General features: G+C 71.2%; 18 protein-coding genes. All 18 read right to left on the bottom strand.

Features of this window, described 5'->3' with window-relative positions:
- Positions 1-8 precede the first annotated feature (8 nt).
- The 18 genes from ACN5W5_RS18320 to ACN5W5_RS18405 all read right to left on the bottom strand — a co-directional run bounded on the left by ACN5W5_RS18320 (position 9) and on the right by ACN5W5_RS18405 (position 16,923).
- The gene (locus ACN5W5_RS18320; RefSeq protein ID WP_420049902.1) at positions 9-602 is read right to left on the bottom strand and encodes a histidine phosphatase family protein; all 594 of its coding nucleotides are present in this window, start codon (positions 600-602) and stop codon (positions 9-11) included.
- Complete coding sequence (gene cobS / locus ACN5W5_RS18325) at positions 599-1,402, bottom strand: adenosylcobinamide-GDP ribazoletransferase (protein WP_420049903.1); 804 nt, start codon at positions 1,400-1,402, stop codon at positions 599-601. Before cobS ends, ACN5W5_RS18320 begins: the two co-directional genes overlap by 4 nt.
- A 121-nt stretch (positions 1,403-1,523) precedes the next feature.
- Entirely contained in the window at positions 1,524-2,585 is a 1,062-nt protein-coding gene (gene cobT, locus ACN5W5_RS18330; protein ID WP_420049904.1) for a nicotinate-nucleotide--dimethylbenzimidazole phosphoribosyltransferase, read from the bottom strand.
- Between the two features lie 3 nt (positions 2,586-2,588).
- Entirely contained in the window at positions 2,589-4,055 is a 1,467-nt protein-coding gene (locus ACN5W5_RS18335) for a cobyric acid synthase (RefSeq protein ID WP_420049905.1), read from the bottom strand.
- Positions 4,052-5,032 (bottom strand): aminotransferase class I/II-fold pyridoxal phosphate-dependent enzyme, encoded by a 981-nt coding sequence (locus ACN5W5_RS18340; RefSeq protein ID WP_420049906.1) that lies wholly within the window; start codon positions 5,030-5,032, stop codon positions 4,052-4,054. The genes ACN5W5_RS18335 and ACN5W5_RS18340 overlap by 4 nt, the downstream gene beginning before the upstream one ends.
- Positions 5,029-6,006, bottom strand: a complete 978-nt coding sequence (cbiB, locus tag ACN5W5_RS18345; protein WP_420049907.1) for an adenosylcobinamide-phosphate synthase CbiB — start codon at positions 6,004-6,006, stop codon at positions 5,029-5,031. The genes ACN5W5_RS18340 and cbiB overlap by 4 nt, the downstream gene beginning before the upstream one ends.
- Positions 6,003-7,250, bottom strand: a complete 1,248-nt coding sequence (locus tag ACN5W5_RS18350) for an aminotransferase class I/II-fold pyridoxal phosphate-dependent enzyme (RefSeq protein ID WP_420049908.1) — start codon at positions 7,248-7,250, stop codon at positions 6,003-6,005. The genes cbiB and ACN5W5_RS18350 overlap by 4 nt, the downstream gene beginning before the upstream one ends.
- Complete coding sequence (bioD, locus tag ACN5W5_RS18355; RefSeq protein WP_420049982.1) at positions 7,228-7,941, bottom strand: dethiobiotin synthase; 714 nt, start codon at positions 7,939-7,941, stop codon at positions 7,228-7,230. The genes ACN5W5_RS18350 and bioD overlap by 23 nt, the downstream gene beginning before the upstream one ends.
- Positions 7,931-9,313, bottom strand: coding sequence for an adenosylmethionine--8-amino-7-oxononanoate transaminase (bioA, locus tag ACN5W5_RS18360; protein ID WP_420049909.1), 1,383 nt, complete (start codon positions 9,311-9,313; stop codon positions 7,931-7,933). The genes bioD and bioA overlap by 11 nt, the downstream gene beginning before the upstream one ends.
- Entirely contained in the window at positions 9,310-9,726 is a 417-nt protein-coding gene (gene panD, locus ACN5W5_RS18365) for an aspartate 1-decarboxylase (protein ID WP_291100280.1), read from the bottom strand. Before panD ends, bioA begins: the two co-directional genes overlap by 4 nt.
- 60 nt (positions 9,727-9,786) lie before the next feature.
- Positions 9,787-10,785: a biotin synthase BioB gene (gene bioB / locus ACN5W5_RS18370; protein ID WP_420049983.1), complete on the bottom strand. Its 999-nt coding sequence runs from the start codon at positions 10,783-10,785 to the stop codon at positions 9,787-9,789.
- Between the two features lie 26 nt (positions 10,786-10,811).
- On the bottom strand, positions 10,812-11,381 hold the full coding sequence (gene cobO, locus ACN5W5_RS18375) for a cob(I)yrinic acid a,c-diamide adenosyltransferase (RefSeq protein ID WP_420049910.1): 570 nt from the start codon (positions 11,379-11,381) through the stop codon (positions 10,812-10,814).
- Entirely contained in the window at positions 11,371-12,168 is a 798-nt protein-coding gene (locus ACN5W5_RS18380; RefSeq protein WP_420049911.1) for an ABC transporter ATP-binding protein, read from the bottom strand. Before ACN5W5_RS18380 ends, cobO begins: the two co-directional genes overlap by 11 nt.
- An 8-nt stretch (positions 12,169-12,176) precedes the next feature.
- Positions 12,177-13,256, bottom strand: a complete 1,080-nt coding sequence (locus tag ACN5W5_RS18385; protein WP_420049912.1) for a FecCD family ABC transporter permease — start codon at positions 13,254-13,256, stop codon at positions 12,177-12,179.
- Complete coding sequence (locus ACN5W5_RS18390) at positions 13,253-14,146, bottom strand: ABC transporter substrate-binding protein (protein WP_420049984.1); 894 nt, start codon at positions 14,144-14,146, stop codon at positions 13,253-13,255. Before ACN5W5_RS18390 ends, ACN5W5_RS18385 begins: the two co-directional genes overlap by 4 nt.
- A 5-nt stretch (positions 14,147-14,151) precedes the next feature.
- A complete protein-coding gene (locus tag ACN5W5_RS18395) occupies positions 14,152-14,727 on the bottom strand; it encodes a bifunctional adenosylcobinamide kinase/adenosylcobinamide-phosphate guanylyltransferase (protein WP_420049913.1) in 576 nt (191 codons plus the stop codon).
- Entirely contained in the window at positions 14,720-15,541 is an 822-nt protein-coding gene (locus ACN5W5_RS18400; protein ID WP_420049914.1) for a cobalamin-binding protein, read from the bottom strand. Before ACN5W5_RS18400 ends, ACN5W5_RS18395 begins: the two co-directional genes overlap by 8 nt.
- A complete protein-coding gene (locus ACN5W5_RS18405; RefSeq protein WP_420049915.1) occupies positions 15,538-16,923 on the bottom strand; it encodes a cobyrinate a,c-diamide synthase in 1,386 nt (461 codons plus the stop codon). The genes ACN5W5_RS18400 and ACN5W5_RS18405 overlap by 4 nt, the downstream gene beginning before the upstream one ends.
- Positions 16,924-16,938: the final 15 nt, after the last annotated feature.

The following is a 16,938-nucleotide window of genomic DNA, read 5'->3' on the forward strand; positions in this document are numbered from 1 at the left end:
CTGGTTATTCATGGGCCACAGTGTGCACCGGGAGGCTTTGCGCCGGACGACCAGTCTAGGCAGAGGTGGCCGCCCGTCCCGGGCGCGTCTTTTGGCCACTGCGCCACGCCGCCGATGGGCCCGCGGCCATGGGCGGCGACGAACTGCGCGGCACGGATCACGCCGGCGTGGGTGACCCAGACCGCTTCGCCGGGCACGCTTTCACGCAACGCGTCCAGCGCATCGGCCACGCGATCAATGAGCTGCTGCGTGCTCTCGGCACCGCCAAAGCGGTGGTGCGCGAAGTCGGCCATCCAGACGTCAAACGCGGCGCGCGGAATGTCGTCCCAGCGCTGCAGTTCCCAATGCCCGAAGTCCATTTCGTTCAGGCGGGTGTCGATGACCGGGTCGCCCAGGTCGGGCCGCAGCGTGCTCAGTTCCAGCGCCAGTTGCTGCGCACGGCCCAGACCCGACACCCACACCGGCAAGCCGGGCGGCAGCAGCGCCGCCGCGGCCTCGGCGGCCTGCAGCGTGAGCGCGGCGTTGGCCGGCACGTCGGTCGCGCCGTAGCAGAAGCCGGATTCGAGCTCCACCCGGGCGTGGCGCAGCAGCCAGAGCTTCACAGCGCCAGCGCCAGCGCGAGGTAAAACGCCAGCTCGCACACCTGCTGCGTGGCGCCCAGGCCGTCTCCGGTGAACCCTTGCAGACGTCGGCGCAGCAGGCGCCACATCCAGGCCAGGCCGAGCAGCGCGCCGAGCATCGCTGCGAGCCAGTGCAGGCCCGGCTGCAGGCTGACCACCAGCCCCATGGCCAGCGCCCACCACAGCACGCCGGTGAACAAACCCGCGTTGCCGATGCTCTCGGCCAGCGGCTTGGATTTGGACGTGGGCGTGTCGCCCACGTGCGGCAGCGTGCGGATGATGAACAGCGGCATCAGCCGCGAGCTGACGTGGGCACCGAACAGCGCCGCGCTCGCCAGCAGCAGGCCACCGGCCTGCGCCAGCAGGGCCATGAGCGCCACCTTGCACAACAAGGCCAGCACCAGCGCCACCGCGCCGTAGCTGCCGATGCGCGAGTCTTTCATGATCTCCAGGGCGCGTTCGCGGTTCACCGCGCCGCCCAGGCCATCGGCCGTGTCGGCCAGGCCGTCTTCATGGAACGCGCCGGTCAGCCAGACACTGAACGCGGTGCACAGCACGGCCGCCACCCAGGGCGCAGCGGGCTGTGCCGGCAGCAACGTGAGCAGGCCAGCAAACACCGCCGCCGTCAGCCCGCCGACCACCCAGCCCACACCCGGGAAATGCGCAGCGCTCTCGCGCAGCATGGCGGGCGAAAAACCGACCCAGTCCGCCAGCCGCCCGGTCACCGGGATGCGGGTGAAGAACTGGAGGGCGATGAAAAAATGCCGAAAGGACTGGAACACCCCCCTGCGCCGCTGCGCGGCTTCCCCCCTTTCCTGCGGGAGGGGAGGCGCAGCCAGTGGCCCGGCGGGGCCGGTGCCACGGCTGCCCTGGTCTAAGTCACCGCGCTCCACCGCACCTGCCTCAAGATTGGACGGGCGCTGCCGCCTCATCCTGCCGCGACACGCCGGCCGATTCAAAACTCGCCATCTCGCGCAGGATGGCGCAGGCCGACATGAGCAGCGGCCAGGCCATGGCCGCGCCCGAGCCTTCGCCCAGGCGCAGACCCAGGTCGAGCAGCGGTTCGGCGCGCAGGTGGGCGAGCATGAGCGCGTGGCCACGTTCACCCGAGCGGTGCGCGAACACGCAGCGCTGCAGCACGGCGGGTTGCAAGGCTGCGGCCACCATCACGGCCGCGCTGGCGATGAAACCGTCCACCACGATCACGCGGCGCTCGGCCGCCGCCTGCAGCACCGCGCCCACCATGGTGGCGATCTCGAAACCGCCGAACGCGGCGAGCGCGGCCAGCGGGTCTTTGGCATCGGGGTGGCGCGCCAGCACCTGGCGCAGGATGCCGATCTTGCGTTGCACGGCCTCGGCGTCGAGTCCGGTGCCGGCACCGGTGCAGTCGGCCACCGACAGTCCGGCCAGGCGCGCGAGCAGCAGCGAAGCCGCCGAGGTGTTGCCGATGCCCATTTCACCGAGCAGCAGCGCGTTGCCCGGCAGCCCGCGCACCAGGGCGGCCCCGTTGGCGAGCGCCACCTCGCACTGGGCGGCGCTCATGGCCGGGCCCTCCAGCGCGTCCGCCGTGCCGGGTGCAATCTTGTTGATGACCAGTCCGGGCCGGGGCGCAAAGTCGTGGCGCACGCCGCAGTCCACCACGGTGAGGCCGATGCCGTGTTGCCGCGCGAGCACGCTCACCGCGGCGCCACCGGCGAGGAAGTTCTCGACCATCTGCCAGGTCACGTCGCTCGGGTAGGCCGACACGCCGCGCGCGGCCAGGCCGTGGTCGCCGGCGAACACCACCAGCTGGGGATCCCGGAGCTCGGGCGTTTCGTTGCCGAGGATCAGGGCCAGGCGCTGCGCCAGCGCCTCGATGCGGCCGAGCGAGCCCAAGGGCTTGGTCTTGTTGTCCAGCTTGAGCTGCAGGCGTGCCGCCAGCACGGGTTGGGTGATGTCGGCGATGGTGGGAACGGTGGTGGTCATGGTTCAGTCCGGTTGGATGAGGGCGTCGAGCACACCGGGCTCGACATGGGTTTGAAGAAAATCGGCCAGGCCGTCGAACACGCTCTCCAGCGTGGGCGCGCTGGCGCCAAACAGCGCGTGCAGCACGCGCGGGTCTTCGAACAGGCCGTGCAGGTAACAGCCGAGCACGTTGCCCGCGGCGTTCTGCCAGGCCAGGCCAGGGATCACCTCGCGCGCCACGTCGCCCTTGGCGGCCATGGCCGGGTGCTGGGCGGTCTGGCCGTGGTGGATTTCGTAGCCGGCGGCTTCCACCCCCGACAGCGCGCGCCAGTGGCCGGCGAGCGCGCTGAAACGGGTCTGCGTGTGGCGCACGGTTTTCTGCGGATCGAACGCGGTCACCAGCGGCAGCAGGCCCAGGCCGGGTGCGTTGCCGTCGATGCCGTGCGTGTCGATCAGCGCCTCGCCCAACATCTGCAGCCCGCCGCAGATGCCCAGCACCGCCCCGCCCTGCGCCGCGTGTTCGGCCACGGCGCGGTCGAGCCCCTGCGTGCGCAGCCAGGCGAGGTCGGCCACGGTGGCCTTGGACCCCGGCAGCACGATCCAGTCGGCGCCCGCGCAATCGGCCGGTGTGCGCGCCCAGACCAGGCGCACACCGGGCACGTTCTTCAAGGGCTGGAATTCGTCGAGGTTGCTGATGCGCGGCCAGGCGATGACGGCGATCGTTGTCTGCACCGCACCGGAAGCAAGGGTGCGGTCATCAAAAACGCCATCCTCTTCCGGCAGCCCGTGTTGCCACCACATCGGCAGCGTCGCCACGGTGGGCACGCCCGTCAGGTCCTGCAGCATCTGCGGGCCGGGCGCGAGCAGCGTGGCGTCGCCCCGGAACTTGTTGAGCACGAAGCCCTTGATGAGTGCGCGCTCGTCTTCCGGCAGCAGCGCCCAGGTGCCGTAGAGGTGGGCGAAGGCGCCACCGCGGTCGATGTCGGTCACGAGCAGGCAGCGCGCCTGCGCGTGGCGCGCGATGCGCATGTTGACGATGTCGCTGGCGTGAAGGTTGATCTCGGCCGGCGAGCCCGCACCCTCGATCACGACCACGTCGTTCTCTTCGCGCAGCGCGTCGAGCGCGGCGGTGATCGCCGGCCAGACTTTCTCGCTGCGGCCGCGCCAGGGCATGGTGGAGAGTTCTTCGCTCACCTGTCCCATCAGCACCACCTGGCTGCGCGTGTCGGCCTCTGGCTTGAGCAGCAACGGGTTCATGCGCACCTCGGGTTCGGCTCGCGCGGCCAGGGCCTGAAAGTACTGGGCGCTGCCGATTTCGCCGAGGGCACCACCGGACCCCGCCACCACCCGCGCGTTGTTGCTCATGTTCTGCGCCTTGAACGGCGCGACCTTGAGGCCCTGGCGCGCGTAGTGGCGGCACAGCGCTGTGGTCAGCCAGCTTTTGCCGGCACCGCTGGTGGTGCCGAGCACCATCACACAGACAGCGGTCATGGGGCGGTTTCCTTCGTGGTTTCCAGCACTGCGGTGTGCAGCACCTGCTGGGCCGCTGGTGGCAACACACCGAGCCGCCAGTGGCCCGGCAGGCCCAGCGAGGTGGTGTCGCGCAGTTTGATGCCTTGGGCGCGCAGCGCTTCGACGTTCAGTGGGAGCGGCGCGCGGGCGCAGAGGTAGTTGGCCTCGCTGGGCAGGCACTGCCAGCCCGCGCCTTGCAGCATCGCCCGCTGAGCGGTCTTCCACTCGGCCAGTTGCACGCGGCTCTGCGCCAGCCAGCGCTGCGTGTCAGCCTGCACCCACGCCGTGAGCATCGCGACCGCGTGAGCACCCAGCGGCCACGAGGGCGCCATCCGGGTCAGTGTCTGCGCCAGGGCCAGGCCCCGCAGCGGTGCGATGGCGTAGGCGCCGCGCACCCCCGTCAGACCCAGCGCCTTGTTGGGCGACCAGAGTTGCCAGACACGGTCCAGCACGTCGGCGCCCAGGCTGCAGTGCCCGCTCAGCCGCAGCGGTTCGTAGGCCCGGTCCAGCACCACCACACCGCCCTGCCCGGCCACCGCCTGCGCCAGGGGTTCGGCCGTGCCCAGCGGGCTGGACGGTTCGCACAGCCAGAGCAGATTGGCCTTTGCCGGATCGTTCACCCGCTGCAGGCACCAGGCCTGGGCGGCGTGGGCGTAGTCGCCATAGGCCAGCGCGGGCCACCAGACGCTTTGCCCGCCCGTGCGCACGACGGCCGCCGTGATACGCGCGATGAACTCGCTCGCACTGCCTGCGACCACGAGGCGCTCAGCCGCGACACCGTGGAACGCGGCGAGCGCCACGCGCAGTTCGGTGTAGCCGGGGTCGGGGTAGTGCTGCGGATCGGCCCCCTGCACGGCGGTCAGCGCCGTGGGGCACGGTCCGCAGGCGTTGGCGTTGGTCGAAAAATCCCAGCGCGGAACGCCCTGGGCATCGGGGCCGCCGTGAATGCCGCTCATGCCAACGCCCTCCCTGCGGCGTACAACGCCACCGCGCCAGCCAGCAGCGCGAGCACGCCCACCACCCGGCCCGCCAGTTGCAAGGCGCGCGCCGTGTCGGCCGCCTGCGGCCGGCGACCGGCCGGGTGCAAGGTGTACACGCCCGGCTTGGCCAGGCTCACGTCCAGCGCCAGCGCCATGGCGGCCATGGGCCAGCCGCTGTTGGGCGACGGTGTGAGGCCCGCCTGCGACGGCAGGTGCCGCCAGGTGCGGGTTGCGCCCAGCGCACCGAGCAATCCAGCCGTCAGGCGCGCCGGCAACCACGACAGCACGTCGTCGGCACGCGCGGCCCACTTGCCGGCCCAGGTCCAGTCGCGGCCCTGGCGCTCGCCCCGGTAGCCCCACATGGCATCGGCCGTGTTGGCGAAGCGGTAGAGCGCGGCGCCCGGCAGGCCGGCCAAGGCGAACCAGAACAGCGGAGCCACCACGGAGTCGTTGAGGTTTTCGGCCAGGGTTTCGATGGCGCTTTCGCGCACCTGGGCCGCGTCCAGCGCGCTCACATCGCGGCTCACCAGCCAGGCCAGGCGTTCGCGTCCGGCCGGCAACGATCCGGCGAGAGCCACCTCCACGGCCAGCACCTCGTCGCGCAGCATGCGCCAGGCCAGCAGCGGCTTGAGCAAGAGGCCCAGCGCCAGCACCTGCAGCCACCCCGGCGCTGCGTCCAGCGCGCGGGCCAGCGCCCAGGCGCTCAGCACCACCAGCGCGGCACCCAGCAGCCAGGCCTGTGCGCCGCGCGAGAACACGCGCCACCGGTCGGGTTGCGGCGTGGGCAACTTCGTTGCGATGCGTTCACCGGCCCAGCCGAGGTAGCGCCCCATCCACACCACCGGGTGCCAGCGCGCTGCCGGCTCGCCCCACAGGCGGTCCACCCCCAGCGCCACCAGCACCGCGAGGGCGCCGATGGCCACTGGCGACAGCGCCTGCGGGTCGGTCATGGCGTGGCGCCTTGCAGGGCGGCGGTATCGGCCAGGGCCAGCCGCTCTGCAGCAGCCGAGTGCAGCGCCGCCAGCAACTGGTCCACGTCGTCGGCCTGGTGGGCGGCCGACAAGGCGATGCGCAATCGGGCGGTACCCTCCGGCACGGTGGGGGGGCGGATGGCGGGCACCCACAGACCCTGCGCGCGCAGGCGTGCCATCACGTCCAGCGCGGCGGCGTTGTCGCCGATCACCAGCGGCTGGATGGCGGTGTCCGAGTGCATCAGCGTCCAGCCCGCGGCGTCGATGGCCGCGTGGGCGCCCGGCGCCAGGCCCCGGCGGAGCTGCGCGATCAGAGCGGCCAGGTGCTGCCGCCGGCGTTCGCCCTCGGCACCGAGAACGCAACGCAAACCGGCGCGCACGGCTTCGGCCAGCAAGGCCGGCGCGGCGGTGGCGTAGGTGTAGCTGCGCGTCTTCTGCAGCAGCCATTCCACCAAGCGCTCGGGCCCGGCCACGAACGCCCCGGCCACGCCCAGCGCCTTGCCCAGCGTGGCCATGTAGAGCACGCGCGGCGAAGCGCCCGGCCCGGTGAGGCCGACGGCGGCCAGTGCGCCACGGCCCTGCGGCCCCAGCACGCCGAAGCCGTGCGCGTCGTCCAGCAGCAGCAAGGCATCGTGCCGCTCGCAGAGAGCGTGCAGGCCGGCGATGTCGGCCACGTCGCCGTCCATGCTGAACACCGCGTCGCTGATCACCAGCTTGCGGCGCGCCGGGCTGACGGCCAGCAGAGCGTCGAGCCGGGCCAGGTCGCCGTGGGGGTAGCGGTGCACCGTGGCCTTGGACAGGCGGGCGCCGTCGATCAGGCAGGCGTGGTTCAGCGCGTCGGAGAACAGCGCGTCGCCCTCGCCCACCAGCGCCGGCACGATGCTCGCGTTGGTGGCGTAGCCGGCGTAGAAATACAGCGCGCGCGGCAGGCCCACGGCCTCGGCCAGCTCGCGCTCCAGCGCGGCGTTGGCCACGCTGTGGCCGCTGACCATGGGCGATGCCCCGGAGCCCACGCCGTAGCGGTCCACCGCGGCGTGAACCGCCTGGCGCAGCAGCGGGTCTTGCGCCAGGCCCAGGTAGTCGTTGCTGCAGAAGGCCAGCAGCGACAAGCCGTCCACGTTGAGCCGTGCCCCCGGCTCGGGCGTGACCGCGCGGCGCACGCGGCGCAGCGACTGCGCGTCCAGCGCGGCCAGGCGTTCATCAAATTCGTTCAGCCAGCTCATGGTTTTCCTTTGATTGCCAGGGTTCAGGCAGGTCCAGCACGATCTGGCGTGCATCGGGGGTGTCGAGCTGCCAGGGCACGACGCCCAGCAGCGGCGCGGTCAGGCGCTGGCGCAGTGTTTGAATGTTCTCGTCGCGGCAGGCCATGGCCGGGTCCACGGTGTTGGCCACCCAGCCCGCCAGGTGCAGGCCGTCGGCGCGGATGGCTTCGGCCGTCAGCAGCGCGTGGTTCAGGCAACCCAGCCGCAGACCCACCACCAGCACCACCGGCAGGGCCAGCGCCACCGCGAGGTCGGCCAGGGTCTCGCTGTCGTTCAGCGGCACGCGCCAGCCACCCGAGCCTTCGACCAGCACCACGTCGGCCAGGCGCCGCAGCCCGCGGTGCGCCACCACCAGCTCGGCCACGCCCACGCGCCGGCCCGCGCGCGCGGCCGCCAGGTGGGGCGAGAGCGGCTCGGGCAGCGCCACCGGGTTGTCCAGCGCGGGCGGCACGGCCACGGTGGACGCGGCGCGCAAGGCCAGCGCGTCTTCCGCCACCCACGCGCCGCCCTGCTGCACCAGGCCCGCCGCCACCGGCTTCATGCCGACCACGCGGGCGTGGTGGCGCGCCAGCGTGTGCAGCAGCGCGGCGCTGACCAGCGTCTTGCCCACGCCGGTGTCGGTGCCGGTGACGAAGCAGCCGTCAAACACCATCAAGCACCCCGCTCACCGGCGCCGGGCTGGTTTCTTCGGCCAGCGTGGCTTCGAGTGCGGCCAGCGCGCCCCCGGCCAGCAGCTCGCCCTCGGCCTCGTCGATCACATAGGGCGGCATGGCGTACAGGGTTTGGCCGATGGGGCGCAGCAGCAGCCCCTGCGCCAGCGCGTGGCGGGCATAGCGACGGCCGAAGTCGGGCAGGCTGCTGACCACGTCCCAAGCGAAGACCATGCCCTTGCGCCGCGCGTGGCGCACGCGGGGGTGGTGGGAGATCGGCGTGAACTGCGCGGCCAGCCGCTCGCTGGTGCCCAGGTTCTGGCGCAGCGCGTCGGTCTGCTCGAACAGGTCCAGCGTGGCCAGCGCGGCGCGACAGGCCAGCGGGTTGCCGGTGTAGCTGTGCGAGTGCAGGAAGCCGCGCGCCACCTCGTCGTCGTAGAAGGCGGCGTACACCGCGTCGGTGGTGAGCACCACCGACAGCGGCAGCGTGCCGCCGGTCAGGCCCTTGGAGAGGCAGAGGAAGTCGGGGCGGATGCCCGCCTGCTCGTGCGCAAACAGGGTGCCGGTGCGGCCGAAGCCGACCGCGATCTCGTCGAGCACCAGGTGCACCTGGTGCTGGTCGCAGAGTTCGCGCGCGCGCCGCAGGTACACGGGATCGTGCATGGCCATGCCCGCCGCGCACTGGATCAGCGGCTCGATGATCACGGCGGCGGTCGCGTGAGCGTGTTCGGCCAGCCAGTCGCCCAGGGCGGAGGCGGCCCGCTCGGCCACGTCGGCCGGGGTCTCGCCGGGCGCGGCCTGCCGGGCGTCGGGGCTGGGCACGGTGGCGGCCAGGCGCACCAGCGGCGCATAGGCTTCGCGGAACAGCGCAATGTCGGTCACGGCCAGCGCGCCCACAGTCTCGCCGTGGTAACCCCCGGCCACGCCGACAAAGCGGCACTTGTCGGCCTTGCCCGCGTTGCGCCAGTGGTGCGCGCTCATCTTCAGCGCGATCTCGGTGGCGCTGGCGCCGTCGCTGCCGTAGAAGGCGTGGCCCAGGCCGGTAAGCGCGGCCAGGCGCTCGGAGAGTTCCACCACCGGCCCGTGGGTGAAGCCGGCCAGCATCACGTGGTCCAGCGTGTGCAGCTGGTCGATCAGCGCGGCGCGGATCGCGGGGTGGTTGTGGCCGAACAGGTTGACCCACCAGGAGCTGATCGCGTCGAGGTAGCGCCGGCCTTCGTGGTCGTGCAGCCACACGCCTTCGGCCCGTGCCACCGGGATCAGCGGCAACGCCGCGCCCTCGGGCGCGTGCAGCTTCATCTGGGTACAGGGGTGCCAGACGGCGGCCAGGCTGCGCTGGCGCCAGGCGGCGTTGGCCGACACGGGCAGCGTCAAAGCTCGGCGCCCAGGGGCAGGATGACCGGGTCACCGGCCTGCGGACCGGCGGGCTCGCTGCGGGTCTCGACGATGCGGTTGGCCGCGTCGGGGAACACCAGCTTGGGCACGGCTTCGTCGAGCTTGTCCTCGTGCACCATGCCGAAGGCCGCGATGATCACCAGGTCGCCCACGCTGGCGCGCCGGGCGGCCGAGCCGTTGAGCGAAATGATGCCGCTGCCGCGCGGCGACTTGATAGCGTAGGTGATGAAACGTTCGCCGTTGTTGACATTCCAGATGTGTACCTGTTCGTTGGGGCGGATGTTGCTCGCCTCCAGCAGGTCTTCGTCGATGCCGCAGGAGCCTTCGTAGTGCAGCTCGCAGTGGGTGACGGTGGCGCGGTGGATTTTGGATTTCAGCAGGGTGCGGAACATAAGGGATCTCCTTGATCTGAGTGGGCCTCGGCCATCGGCAGGGCCCATAACGGGCGTGCGTCAGGCGTGCGCGCGTGTGGTGTGCATGCCCATGCGGGCCAGCAGGTCCTGGTCGGCCTCCACATCGGGGTTGCCTGTCACCAGCAGCTTGTCGCCGTAGAAGATGGAGTTGGCGCCGGCCAGGAAACACAGCGCCTGGGTCGATTCGCCCATCTGCCGGCGCCCGGCCGACAGACGCACCTTGGCCTTGGGCATGGTGATGCGGGCCACCGCCACCGTGCGCACGAATTCCAGCGGGTCGAGGTCGGGCTCGTCGGCCAGTGGCGTGCCCGGCACCTTGACCAGGTGGTTGATCGGCACCGACTCGGGGTACGGCGCCAGGTTGGCCAGCTGCGCGATCAGGCCGGCGCGCCCGGCGCGGGACTCGCCCATGCCCACGATGCCGCCGCTGCAGACATGGATGCCGGCCCCGCGCACGTGGCCCAGGGTGTCCAGCCGGTCCTGGTAGTCGCGGGTGGTGATGATGTCGCCGTACAGCTCGGGCGCGGTGTCCAGGTTGTGGTTGTAGTAGTCCAGGCCCGCGCCCTTGAGGCGCTGCGCCTGGTCACCCGTGAGCATGCCCAGGGTGCAGCAGGCTTCCAGACCCTCGTCCTTGATCACGCGCACCAGCTCTTCCACCTTCTCCAGGTCGCGGTCGTTGGGCGCGCGCCAGGCCGCACCCATGCAGAAGCGCGAGGCGCCGGCCGCCTTGGCACCGAGCACCGCCTCGCGCACTTCCTCGGGCGTCATCATCTTGGTGGCTTCCACGCCGGTCTCGTGGTGCACCGACTGCGGGCAGTAGCCGCAGTCCTCCGGGCAGCCGCCGGTCTTGATGGACAACAGCGTGGCCAGCTCCATGTGGGTCGGGTCGTGGTGCTCGCGGTGCACGGTCTGGGCGCGGTGCATCAGCTCGGGGAACGGCAGGTCCAGCAGGGCCTGCACGTCGGCGACGCTCCAGCGCGGTGCCGTCGCCGGTGCAGACTTGACGGGGCGGTGCAGGGTCACAGGGGCTTCAACGATCATGTTCATCGGGTGTCTCCAGAGGTTCAGTCTTCAATGCCGCGCTGCGCCGGGATGCCGGCGTTGAACGCGTGCTTGATCTTGGTCATTTCGGTCACGGTGTCGGCCAGCTCGACGATCTCGGGCGGGCAGCGGCGGCCGGTCAGACAGACATGCACGTGCGAAGGCCGCTCGCGCAAGGTCTGCAACACACCGTCCAGCGGCAACCAGCCGTAGATCAGCGGGTAGGTGATCTCGTCGAGCACGACGAGAAAGTGATCACCGGCAAGGATGGTAGCGCGGGCCTTTTCCCAGCCGTCGCGCGCCAGTTGCGCGGAACGCTCCAGGTCCTGGCTCTTCCAGCTGAAGCCGTCGCCCAAGCCTTCGATCGGGATGCCGATCTGTTCGAACATGCGGTGTTCGCCGAAGCGCGCCGTTGGCACCTTCATGAACTGGTAGATCTTCACGGCCTTGCCGCGGCCATGCGCGCGCAACGCCAGCCCGAAGGCGGCCGTGCTCTTGCCTTTTCCGTCGCCCGTGTTGACGATCACGAGGCCACGGCGTTCGCCCTCGGCTTTGTCGTAGGGCTTCTCGCTCGGCGGAGTTTCAATCTGCATGGTGTGGTTTCACTGATGGAATGATGCGCGGCAACGCCACCCACTGCCCTTGCAGTGCGTGGACTTCGATGCGGTGGTCGAACACCGCTTCCAGTGCGCGGTGGGTGGTGGGCTCGGCACACAGGCCCTGGTGGGTGACGCGGCCTTGCGCCATCACCACCAGTTCGTCGGCGTGCAAGGCCATGGCGATCTCGTGCAGCACGCTGACCACGGTCTTGCCCTCATGCACCAGCGCCTGCACCAGAGCGAGCCAGTCGGCCTGGTGCGGCGGGTCGAGGTTGGCCAATGGCTCGTCCATCAACAGCACCTGGGCCTCGACGGCCAGCGCGCGGGCCAGCAGCACGCGCTGGCGCTCGCCGCCCGAGAGCTGACCGAGCGAGCGGGCGCGCCAGTCCCAGGCCTGGGTAGCCCGCAGCGCGCGCTCCACGGCGGCGTGGTCGGCGGCGCTGGGCGGGCTGAGCCAGGCCTGGTGCGGCAGGCGCCCGAGCATGGCGACGTCCCACACGGTGAGGTCGTCGCCACTCGATTCGTTTTGTCCCAGCCAGGCGAGCTGCTGCGCCCGCTGGCGGCTCGGCCAGTCGGCCAGCGGCCGGCCCAGCAGGGCGACCCCGCCGCTGTGCGGCAGCAGCCCGGCGAGTGCCTTGAGCAGCGTGGACTTGCCCGCGCCATTGGGCCCGACGATGCAGGTCCAGCGCGCACGCGGCAGCGCCAGGGTGATGTTGTGCAGGATTTGTGCGTCGCCCAGCCGCGCGCTGAGGCCGCGCGCTTCGATGGCAATGACGTTCATGGGTGCGTTCACAGCCCCGCCCCCCGCGACACACGCGTGTTGCGTTGCATCAGCCACAGCAGGTAGCCGCCACCCAGCACGGCGGTGAGCACGCCCACCGGCAGCTCCTGCGGCGCGATCAGCCAGCGCGCCAGCGTGTCGGCCGCCATCAGCAGCGCGCCGCCCATGCAGCTGGCCAGCAGCATCAACCGGGCGCTGGTGGTCTTGACCATGGAGCGCACCAGGTGCGGCGCGGCAAGGCCGACGAAGGCGATCAGCCCGGTCTGCGCCACGGCGGTGCCGGTGGCCAGGGCGAGCACCGCCACCAGCGCTGCGCGCATGGGGCCCAGCGGCAGGCCCAGGCTGCGCGCGGTCGCATCGCCCAGGCTCAGGCCGTCGAGCACACGCGCCAGCAGCCAGGCCGCCAGCGCACACACCGCCCACACCGCCCCCATCAGCACGCAGGCCGTCCAGCCCACGAAGCTGGTCGAGCCCAGCATGAAAGCCTGCATGGCCTGCAGCGATTCGGGCGAGAACAGCAGCACGAGGTGCGTCATCGCACCCAGCACCACGCCCACCACCACACCGGCCAGCAGCAGGCGCAGCGTGTGCTGCACGCCGCGCGAGAGCAGCAGCGTGAGCAGCACCGCCAGCACCGCGCCGCCGAAGGCCGCGCCGGTCAGGCCCAGGCGCACCCAGACGCTGCTGGAGAACACACTGACGGCCACGTCAACGTTCATCATGCTGGCACCCAGCATGCCCGCGCCGCCGCCCATCGCGGCCAGCGCCAGCGCCACACCGAGCGATGCGCCGGAGGCGCTGCCGAGCAGAAAGGGGTCGGCCAGCGGGTTGCGGAACAGGCCCTGCGCCACCGCGCCGGCCAAGCCCAGCAGCGCGCCCGCTCCCCAGGCGCCCAGCGTGCGCGGCAGGCGGATCTCCCACACGATCTGCTGCGCCATCGCGGTAGCGGCCGGATCGGCATCCGGGTTCAGCAGCGGGCCGATCAGGTTCTCAAAACCAGCGCTGCCCACGCACACGCCGAGCGCGGCCAAAGCCAGCGCGGTGAGCAGCAAGCCCACCACCAGCCACGATGCGCGGCGTGCGTTCACGGGCGTACTCCCGGTTTCTTGGCGCCGGGCGCCTTCTCGGCCAGGCAACGCGCCATCAGCCGGGCCCCCTCGGCCATGCGCGGGCCGGGCCGCACCAGGGTGTCGGACTCGTCGGCCGGGAACACACACAGGTGCTGCGCGCGCATGGCGCGCATGCTCATCCAGCCCGGGCGCTGCAGCATGCCGTCCACGCTGCGCTGGCCGACCATGATCAGGTCGGGGTCGGCGCGCACGATGTACTCGGGGTTGAGCTTGGGAAACGGCCCGAGCGACGCGGGCACGATGTTCTTCGTGCCCAGGCGCGTGAGCGTCTCGCCAATGAAGGAGCTTTCACCCGCGGCGTACGGTCCGGGATTGACCTCGAAATACACCCGCGTGCCGCGCACGCTGGCGGGCAGCGACTGCGCGGCCGCCATCACGGCGGCGTCGATGGCGCGCCAGATTTTCTGCGCGTCGGGCACCTCCAGCAACTGGCCGATCTTGAGCATCACGCGCTGCACGTCGGCGTGCGTCTTGGGCTCCAGCGCCACCACCTTGAGGCCCAGCGCACGCAGCCGGTCGCCCGCCCGGGACGACGTGGCCATCAGCACCACGTCGGGCCGCAGCGCCACGATCTGTTCGATGTTCGGGTCCAGCCCGCCACCCACCTTGGGCAGCGGCTTCACGCTCGCGGGCCAGTTGGTGTAACGGTCCACGCCCACCAGGCGCTGGCACTGCCCCAGTTCGCACACCGTCTCGGCCAGCGAAGGCAGCAGGCTCACGATGCGCTGCGGCGAGCGTTCGAAGTTCACCACCACGCCGTGGTCGTCGGTGATCTGCAGCGCGGCGCGGACCGGCAAGGCCAGCAGCGTCAGCCCCACCAGTGTCACAGTGGCCAGGATGTTGCGCATCGCACTCATGTCGGGTCTTTCAAGGTCAGCGGCAGGCCTGCGGCCATGAGGGTGACGCGCTCGCACGCGGCGGCCACGCTTTGATTGAGGCGGCCCAGCGCGTCCACAAACTGGCGCACCTCGCGCCCCAGGGGGATCACGCCCAGACCGATCTCGTTGCCCACCAGCACCACAGGGCCGGGCGCGGCGGCGATGGCCTCGCACAGCGCGTGGCCCGCGGCGATCACAGCCGCCTCGTCAAGCGCCTGCCCGGCATCGGCCGGCATCGTCAGGTTGGTCATCCACAGCGTGAGGCAATCGATCACCACCAGAGTCTTCGCATCGCTGACACGGTGCAGCGCCCCGGCCAGCGCCAGCGGTTCTTCGACCGTGACCATGCCCGGTACCCGCTCAGCGCGGTCCCGCCGGTGGCGCGCGATGCGCTCGCGCATCTCGCCGTCCCAGGCCTGTCCGGTGGCGATCAGCACGGCGCGGTGCGCGGTGTCGGCGGCCATCCATTGACGCGCCAGTTCTTCAGCGCGTCGCGACTTGCCGCTGCGCTGGCCACCGAGGATGAATTCGCTGCGGGCCAGATCAACCATGCCGGTTCATCCACGTGGTGACGATGCGGTGCATCTGCTCCACCCCGTCGGTCAGCGCCGCCGGGCCGGGTTGCAGGATGTCGGCCGACTTGATCTCAAACAGCTGGCCGTTCTTCACCGCAGGCACCTCCTGCCATCCAGCGCGCGCCGCCACCTTCTCGGGACGGAACTTCTTGCCGCACCAGGAGCCGATCACGATGTCGGGTGAGCGCGCCACGATCTCCGCGCCGTCGGCGATGATGCGGTCCTTGCCCAGCGACTGCACCGCCAACTCGGGAAACACATCGTCACCACCCGCGATGCCCAGCAACTCGGACACCCAGCGGATGCCGCTGATGTGCGGCTCGTCCCACTCTTCAAAAAACACCCGCGGGCGGCGCTTGCCGGACGCCACCAGCGCGGCCACTTCGGCACGGATGGCCGCCAACCGCAGGCGCATGACGTCAATGCGCGCCAGGCCTTCTTCAGCGCAGCCCACCATCGCAGCCACCTGGAAAAGCATGGAAAAAACTTCCTCCACGCTGCGCTGGTTGAACACCGTCACCTGCACGCCGGCCCGGATCAGCGAGGCCGCGATGTCGGCCTGCAGGTCGGAGAAACCGAACACGCAGTCGGGCTGCAGCGCGAGGATCTTGTCGATCTTGGCGTTGAGGAACGCACTCACCTTGGGTTTCTCGTCGCGCGCGCGGCGCGGGCGCACCGTGTAGCCGCTGATGCCGACGATGCGGTGCTCCTGCCCCAGCAGGTAGAGCCACTCGGTGGTCTCCTCGGTCAGGCAGACGATGCGCTGAGGCCCCAGGTGCGGTGTGCTCACAAGACCTCCTCAAGGAACAGCGAGGCGGTGGCCTCGGGGTTGGAGGCAAACCAGGCGTGGAAATAGCTGGCGCGCACCGACCCCTGCACGTAGATGGCCTCGCCGCGCCCGCCCGTGCGCTGGGCCTCGGTCCGGGACCGCGGTTGCAGCGGCGACTCGGTGGTCGAGTAGTGGAACGTGTGCCCGCGCAGCTCGCCCTGCGCCGTGTCCCAGCGCTGCGGCCCGAGCGCGGCCAGGCGCTTCTGCATCGCCACGCGGCCGGGCAGCAGGCCCCACATCGCGTGCTCGTCGCCGTCGGCGGTGGCCAAGGTGTCGAACAGCGGCATCATGCCGCCGCACTCGGCCCAGACCGGTCGGCCCGCCGCGACGTGATCGGCCAGCGAGGCCCGGCAGTGCACACCCTTCGCCAGCGTGGTCGCGTGCAACTCCGGGTAGCCGCCCGGCAGCCACACGGCGTCACAAGCCGGCACCGGTTCGTCGGCCAATGGCGAGAAAAACACCAGCTCGGCGCCGAGTGCGCGCAGGCTGTCCAGGTTGGCCGGGTAGATGAAGCAGAAGGCCGCGTCGCGCGCCACCGCCACCGTGCGACCCACCAGCCGGCGAGCGGGCAGCGCGGGTGGCACCGCGTCGAACCGCACCGCCCAACGCTGCCAGCCCGCGTGGTCGAGCTGACCCAGCGGCGTCTGCGCCAGCGCGTCGGCCACGGCATCCAGCCGCTCCATGGCGTCGGGCAGCTCGGACGCCACCGTCAAGCCAAGGTGCCGCTCGGGCAGCGTGAAGCCCGCGTCGCGCAACAAGGCCCCGAGCCAGCCGGCGTCGATGCCCACCGCGTTTCCTTCGGACATTGCGGGGCGCAGCGAGCGCTGCAGCATCTGCGCGTGGCCCTCGCTGGCAACCCGGTTGGCCAGCACGCCCGCCCAGGGCAGGCCTTCCTGGTAATGGCGCAGCCCGTGCGCCAGCGCGCCGAAGGTACCCGCCATGGCCGACGCGTCGATCACCGCCAACACCGGCAGCCCGAAGCGCCGTGCGAGGTCGGCCGCGCTGGGTTCCCCATCAAACAGACCCATGACCCCTTCGATCAGGATCAGGTCGCTCGACGAAGCCGCCTCAAACAGGCGGGCCCGGATGTCGGCCTCGCCATTCAGCCAGAGGTCGAGGTTGTGCACCGGGTGGCCGCTGGCGAGCGTGTGCCAGTGCGGGTCCAGAAAATCCGGACCACACTTGAACACCCGCACCCGGCGGCCCTGCCGCGCGTGCAGCCGCGCAAGCGCGGCCGTCACGGTGGTCTTGCCCTGACCCGAGGCCGGGGCCGCGATCAGCAGCGCCGGACAGGCGACAGCGTCAACCGGATCCGAAGCGCGTGCCCCACCCAAGGCAGCCATGGAACGGGCTTCGCC

This window comes from Hydrogenophaga sp. ZJX-1, from assembly GCF_048590325.1.
Taxonomy (GTDB): domain Bacteria; phylum Pseudomonadota; class Gammaproteobacteria; order Burkholderiales; family Burkholderiaceae_C; genus Hydrogenophaga.

Excerpts from the sequence above, each read along its gene's own strand:
- panD (WP_291100280.1), bottom strand. The coding sequence starts at position 9,726 with ATGTTCCGCACCCTGCTGAAATCCAAAATCCACCGCGCCACCGTCACC.
- ACN5W5_RS18335 (WP_420049905.1), bottom strand. The coding sequence starts at position 4,055 with ATGACCGCTGTCTGTGTGATGGTGCTCGGCACCACCAGCGGTGCCGGC.
- ACN5W5_RS18405 (WP_420049915.1), bottom strand. The coding sequence starts at position 16,923 with ATGGCTGCCTTGGGTGGGGCACGCGCTTCGGATCCGGTTGACGCTGTC.
- ACN5W5_RS18395 (WP_420049913.1), bottom strand. The coding sequence starts at position 14,727 with ATGGTTGATCTGGCCCGCAGCGAATTCATCCTCGGTGGCCAGCGCAGC.
- ACN5W5_RS18340 (WP_420049906.1), bottom strand. The coding sequence starts at position 5,032 with ATGAGCGGCATTCACGGCGGCCCCGATGCCCAGGGCGTTCCGCGCTGG.
- cobO (WP_420049910.1), bottom strand. The coding sequence starts at position 11,381 with ATGCAGATTGAAACTCCGCCGAGCGAGAAGCCCTACGACAAAGCCGAG.
- ACN5W5_RS18350 (WP_420049908.1), bottom strand. The coding sequence starts at position 7,250 with ATGAGCTGGCTGAACGAATTTGATGAACGCCTGGCCGCGCTGGACGCG.
- ACN5W5_RS18380 (WP_420049911.1), bottom strand. The coding sequence starts at position 12,168 with ATGAACGTCATTGCCATCGAAGCGCGCGGCCTCAGCGCGCGGCTGGGC.
- bioD (WP_420049982.1), bottom strand. The coding sequence starts at position 7,941 with ATGGTGTTTGACGGCTGCTTCGTCACCGGCACCGACACCGGCGTGGGC.
- cobT (WP_420049904.1), bottom strand. The coding sequence starts at position 2,585 with ATGACCACCACCGTTCCCACCATCGCCGACATCACCCAACCCGTGCTG.
- cbiB (WP_420049907.1), bottom strand. The coding sequence starts at position 6,006 with ATGACCGACCCGCAGGCGCTGTCGCCAGTGGCCATCGGCGCCCTCGCG.
- ACN5W5_RS18390 (WP_420049984.1), bottom strand. The coding sequence starts at position 14,146 with ATGCGCAACATCCTGGCCACTGTGACACTGGTGGGGCTGACGCTGCTG.